Raw genomic sequence first — 5,879 nt, 5'->3', positions numbered from 1 at the left:
ATGTCTTGATAGATAGTTAGCAGAGTATGCGTCAGAAGTACTATAAAGTTCATTAGCTTTGGAATATAGGGGGGGTGGAATATTCGCCTGCCTGACTGAAACATGCCGATATTGCCCACTCCTTGAAGAATCGGCATGACTGCCCGAATGTTTATAATCATTAGCTGATGCCGTGTATTTCCAACTTATACCAGCAGAGCCTCTATCCACAATTATATTCCTGAATTCAAGTCATAAAAAATATAAAAGTAGACTGCTGTTCTTTCCAAAGTTCATTTTGTGAAATGTCTATAAACGCTGATTTAATTGGTGCTTACTCTTGTAGTATTGATTGCTCCCGGGTTGACCATCCTGCGGGTATGACGTTCTTAAGACTGACTTAATCGTTTTGGTAAAGTTGTTAGTCGTAGATATTCAGCGGGAAACCGGGTTCGTGAACGGTTTCCGCCTGACACCGCCAGGAATCCAGCATCATGACTACCAAGGTTACCAGTTAGTGAACCGGTAACCGTGAGGAACCAGATGCCTTAATTAGGCTCGTCCGTGTCTGCAAGGATTGAGGGCGGAAACTATCCTGCCGGGAATCAATCAGTGTCAGCACGACTGGCATTATTCACAGTCAGAACAGCGCATCTATATGACTGAGCAGCATCCTGGACTGATCAATCACCCCCAGGGCAGCCTGGGTTTCACCTTGTTGCAAATGCATCATTAACTGCTGTTGATAAGCCTGAGACAACCGTTGATCGATTTCCTGCGAGTCAGACGCCATGCTTTCAATGGCATTACCCACAGATTCAACCCGGTAAAGAGTGGGTAAACAGCCACAGGCTCTTTTGTGGAAGTTATTTCAGGACAATTCCTAAACCCGAGCTATAAGGCCAATACACAGGGTACCAGTGGCCAGGCGCTACTTTGCCTTCCGACAGCCACTCAGGTTGGCAAAGAACTGCTGGTTCTCTTTGCTGGCCAGCATTTCACCAATACTCTGAGACAGACGACGACGCCAGTTTGGATATTCACTACTGGTGCCCGGTATATTGACCGGAGTGTCAATCATCATCATATCTTCCAGTTGGAAGGCGGCTATTTGCGAAGCCGACAAGGCCAGGTAATAGCTGAATTTCTCCATGATTTCACGATTGAATGCCGGTGCCGTGTTGCCATGAATGTCAACGCCTTCCGGAACTTCCCCAAGCTCAGCCAGTGTACTCAGCACCGCCTTGCGGGTCTGTTCACGGGCATCGTGGTCAGCGGCGGCACGCTCTTCGGAGAAAAAGCCAAGGGATTCCATCAAGTCAATGTCTTTACCATCCCACCAGCCTTTCATGGTTGGTGTGTCATGGCATACCAGCATGGCCAGTGCTTTTTCACGATATTTATCAGGTGCCGTATAACGATCCCCGTTCTGTTGAAAAATCCCCATCACACTGCCGTACATTCTTGCCGGTGGCAGACTGTCTGTGATTTCCTGTGGCACCACACCCAGGTCTTCACCAAATACCAGACACTGTTGGCGATGACTTTCCAGTTTGATAATGCCCAGCAAATCCTGCAGTGGATAGTGGACGTAGCAGCCATAACGGGCCCCTTTGTTTTCAGTGTTGCCGTTCGGACACCACCAGAGACGGAACAGCCCCATGGCATGATCAATACGCAACGCGCCACAGTTACGCATATTGTTCCGAATCAGCTCAACAAAAGGCTGGTAACGTTCTTCTTTCAGTACCACCGGGTTGAACGGGGGCAAACCCCAGTCCTGACCCATGGGCCCCAAGCCATCCGGTGGAGCACCGGTACTGGCGTCGAGAACAAATAAATTACGATCCGCCCAGACATCGGCACCGTTGCTGTCGACACCCACCGCCAGGTCGCGGTAGAGACCGACCATCATACCGGCGTCTCTGGCTTTTTTCTGGGCAGCGTGCAGCTGCTCATCCATCTGCCACTGCAGGTATTTGAACAACGTAATCCGGGTCTGATGCGCCCTGGCAAAGGCTTTAACCTTTTTACTGCCTGGTGTCTGGTACGCTTCTGGCCAGCAGCGCCACCCCCAACTATTAATATCGGTTTTCCGGAAATGTTCATACAGTGCTTCAAACAGGGCAAACTGATCTAACCGCGCGCCCCTTGACTGACAAAATGCCGTGTACGCCAAATCCCGACCGGTTCCCTTGCCCAGGTGCTTTTCGGCAAACTCATTGAACAACACTTCCAGCAACGACATTTTGAACGGTGCAACCTTGTCGTATTCCACAAAGTCGGTACTGCGTAATTGATCAATCAATCCCTGGTGTTTCGCCACAATCTCCCGGGCTGCTGCGCTGTCTGTGTACTCCGCCACTTGCTCCGGATCAATGTACAGCACATTATCAAACAGGCGGGTAGATGGACTGTAAGGCGAGCAGTGCAACGGATTGGACGGGTACAGAGCATGCACCGGGTTCAGGCCAACAAAATCAGCCCCTTGCTCCCCCATACCGGCTGCCAGCTCACCCAGGTCGGTCAGATCACCCATCCCGCAGTTCCGCTCAGAGCGAACGGTATATAATTGAATAGCGGAACCCCAGATTTTAGCGCCCTGTTTCATGGCTTCGGGTTCATAGCAGACTTCCGGCACCACAATCAATCCGGCTTCTGCCGTAAGCGCTTTCCCCTGAACGACCATAGTGTGATAACCAAGTGGCAGATATTCAGGTACTGAAACCTCAAGGGCAATATACTCTTTGCGCTCCAGCTTCACGGTTTCGGACACAACAGCGGTTGTCAGATCAGCATGATGGATAACCTGGTCACCGCTTTCCAGCGTTATCAGCAACTCTACAGACGATGGACGTTTACTCTTAGGGCAACGCAGCACAAAACAGAAGCTTTTCCCCTGATGCACAACCGTCACTGGCGATAAGGAAGACTGCCACAGGTGCAACTGCGCAGCCGCTATTGCCTGTTTCAGCGCGGCATTACTGCTAACGTCGTACCCCATGGCAGCCAGTAGGGGAATTTTGCTCTCTGTATCAATCGCTACCGGAGTTCCATCCCAATCCTGATAGCCGCTGGCCATGCCACACAGGTCACCCAGACGGTCGATTAATTGGTGATTAAGCATTGAGTCTCTTCATAAACAGGTCGGCAACCCATAAGGTTACCGACAATTGCACAAATTATGTCGTATGGGTGACTTAGTCCGCGAAAACGCGACACCATTGGCATCAAACAAATGACAGTTTTCAGCCGGGATCCCCACATGGAACTCAGCACCAGGCTGACGACGCAGGGAGTCTTCCACCCGGGCAATAAACGCTTCGTGAATATCCGGATGGTTCAGGTAGATAAATGACTCATTACCCAGGCGCTCAATGGTTTCAATATTGCCGGTAATGCAGTTTTCTGCACCATCTGCCTCTTCATGATTCAGCACGGCCTGTGGCCGAATACACAGTGTTACCTTATCGCCAGGCCTCCCATTGCGGGTGTTGTTGCAAACAAGCAACTCAGTACCACACTCCAGCTTGATTCTAGTCTCTTTCTGACCCGGTTCCACTATCGTGGCACGGAAAAAATTCATCTTCGGTGACCCGATAAAGCTGGCCACAAACAGGCAGTTCGGCAATCCCAAAGACGGGTTAATCCTCGCAATTACTCCGCACAGCGGGAAACCATCACCTGATCAACCTCACCACTGACTTTGAACGTTAAGCTCCACACGTACCGTCCCGCCTCCGGTATCATTACCGAGGTATCAGTACCGTACCCACCTTTTTTTGCGGAAGTTGGCTGCCCCGGCTTTTGTGACAGATCAGCAGCCGTGTATTGCGGGCTCCAGTTGGTTGTGGCGTACTGGAAGCGATAGCTGCCTTTGCGCTCTTTGGTGACGGTTTGATACACGCCATTGCCTTTATATTTAAAGGCCCGGGCTGGCTTGTGCATCCAGTTAGAATCCGGGAAGTTGCCCACCACAAACAGTGTGCCTTTTGCCGGACCTGCTTCATTCACTGTTGGGTTATCGCACTGGGCCAGGAAACCTTCGCCGGTAATCGAGCTGGTATCTCGTTTGTTGACCTTTGGTCCCGCTGCAGCAGGTTTGGCAATGCGCAGGAATCGTGATTCAAACCCTTTCATACGAATGGAGTATTCATTGTTTTTCGGGAAGAACACCTCGCCTGTTATCAAATCCACCAGCCTCCCTTCGGAACCGGCTTCCGCCGTTGTCAGAGTGACCATTTGGAAAGCACTGTCGGTACTGACCATATAGAGCAGAACATCATCACCGCTTTGTTTGTGGTCGATGTAGATCTCTTTCTCTGCACGGAGGTTGATGCGTTTACCTTTAGACAACGATGGGTGTTTATCCCGCAGCATCATCAATGAAGTTACATAGGCTTTAAAATCACGCTGCTGTTTATTCAGCTCAGCGGTTACCCCATCAATTTTGGCACTGGTGCGTCCCGAGTGGTCATCACACATGCCACGAATCGCGCAGTTATTATCCGGCTGCTTTTCAGCAAAGTCTGGCGTTTCATCACCAATTTCATCACCGTAATACAACGTGATCGGTCCAGTGTACGCGGCCATAAATGACATAGCCGCTTTATGTCGCAACCAGTATTGTGCATTGTCAGGATTGGCAATGCCGCCACGCTGCAAAAGGTCACCAAACCGCAGAACATCGTGGTTGCCCAGCATCAGGTTAGGTTGTGCATGTTTCGGATAGAGTGAGTGCAGGTTCATGCCTTCATCCAACCAGTCACCGCCTTTACCACCAATACCGTTTTCATTCACTGCAAACGTTTCCACAACCCGGTATCGCATGGGAAAATCAAATGCAGAACACAACGCTGGATTCTCCCCGGTACCGTAGCCGACCTTACGAATGGTGTTTTCTTCTTTCCAGATCTCCGCCACCATGTAGCCCAGCGGATTGACGGTTTCACCGTTGTGGTTCTGGTACGTCACTGACTGAGAGGCTTTATCCACCGCTTTGCGGATTTCGGTCCAGGCTTCGGTGGGCACCTGATAGGCCTGATCCAGACGCCAGCCGTCTATTTTCAGTTCCTTCACCCACCAGGTTGCCACCTCCTGGTAAAATGGCAGGCTCTGTGGATAGTCCACGGGATTGTGATTACCGGAAGGCAGCAAACCGGATGGTGATGGCACGACACCGGATTTCTTATGATGGCCGAATACACCATCAAAAAATACGTACAACCCTTTGGCATGGGCTTTTTCCACCAGTTCTTTCGCCTGTTCCAGGGTGCCAAAGCGTGGGTCGATGGAAAAATAATCCGTAGCAAAGTAGCCACTAGCATCCAGCCGGTCATCCCAGTGTGACTGCCCTGCGACCGGTTCTGAGTTGAAGATCGGTGTCATCCAAATGGCATTCATACCCAGTGACTTGATGTAGTCCAGCGAATCAATAATACCCTGCAAATCCCCCTGGTGATGACTGGTACCGTAACCGGTGCCGTGACCGGTTCCTTTTTCACCATCCACAAAGCTTTCGACCATAATCTGGTAGATTCTCAGGTCGTTGGCTTTTACATGGGTGCTGGCATTGCAGTCATAGGCCGGTGTCAGGCTGGTACTGGCCGTAGACGCTGTATCAGATGACTGACTGGCACAGCCAGCCACCAGTAAGGCATAAAGCGCGGAGATGGCCACGGCCAATGCTTTTGGCTTCGTCATCGGTTCCTCCGATTGGTAAGGTTACATGCTGAAAAAAGGCTGTTCATTTCTGGCCAGCGTTGGTATGCATTCCCACATGAGTGTGGGAGCGAGATGCACAATAATTACGAACGAAAAAAGGGACGAAGCATGCCTCCTAGAGCAACGCAGGAGCAGTTGCCGCCTAGGGCAGTCTATTCTCGGACAGCCTCCTAGCC

At 50.8% G+C, this 5,879-nt stretch carries 4 protein-coding genes; all 4 read right to left on the bottom strand.

Annotated elements, in window-relative coordinates:
* Window positions 1-619 precede the first annotated feature (619 nt).
* Window positions 620-793: a hypothetical protein gene (locus KDK15_RS07820; RefSeq protein ID WP_257294801.1), complete on the bottom strand. Its 174-nt coding sequence runs from the start codon at window positions 791-793 to the stop codon at window positions 620-622.
* Window positions 794-910: 117 nt separating this feature from the next.
* Entirely contained in the window at window positions 911-3,106 is a 2,196-nt protein-coding gene (malQ, locus tag KDK15_RS07815; RefSeq protein ID WP_257294800.1) for a 4-alpha-glucanotransferase, read from the bottom strand.
* A gap of 36 nt (window positions 3,107-3,142) precedes the next feature.
* The gene (locus KDK15_RS07810) at window positions 3,143-3,616 is read right to left on the bottom strand and encodes a TOBE domain-containing protein (protein ID WP_257294799.1); all 474 of its coding nucleotides are present in this window, start codon (window positions 3,614-3,616) and stop codon (window positions 3,143-3,145) included.
* 20 nt (window positions 3,617-3,636) lie between these two features.
* Window positions 3,637-5,682 carry an alpha-amylase family glycosyl hydrolase gene (locus tag KDK15_RS07805; protein ID WP_257294798.1) on the bottom strand — a complete coding sequence of 682 codons (2,046 nt, stop codon included), beginning with the start codon at window positions 5,680-5,682 and terminating at the stop codon, window positions 3,637-3,639.
* Window positions 5,683-5,879: the final 197 nt, after the last annotated feature.

It is taken from the genome of Endozoicomonas sp. YOMI1 (assembly GCF_024606345.1).
Classification (GTDB): domain Bacteria; phylum Pseudomonadota; class Gammaproteobacteria; order Pseudomonadales; family Endozoicomonadaceae; genus Endozoicomonas.
The sequence above is the reverse complement of the archived record's forward strand: the minus strand, read 5'-3'. Positions and strand labels throughout refer to the sequence as shown.

Coding starts and splice junctions, on each gene's coding strand:
- malQ (WP_257294800.1), bottom strand. CDS start 3,106: ATGCTTAATCACCAATTAATCGACCGTCTGGGTGACCTGTGTGGCATG.
- KDK15_RS07805 (WP_257294798.1), bottom strand. CDS start 5,682: ATGACGAAGCCAAAAGCATTGGCCGTGGCCATCTCCGCGCTTTATGCC.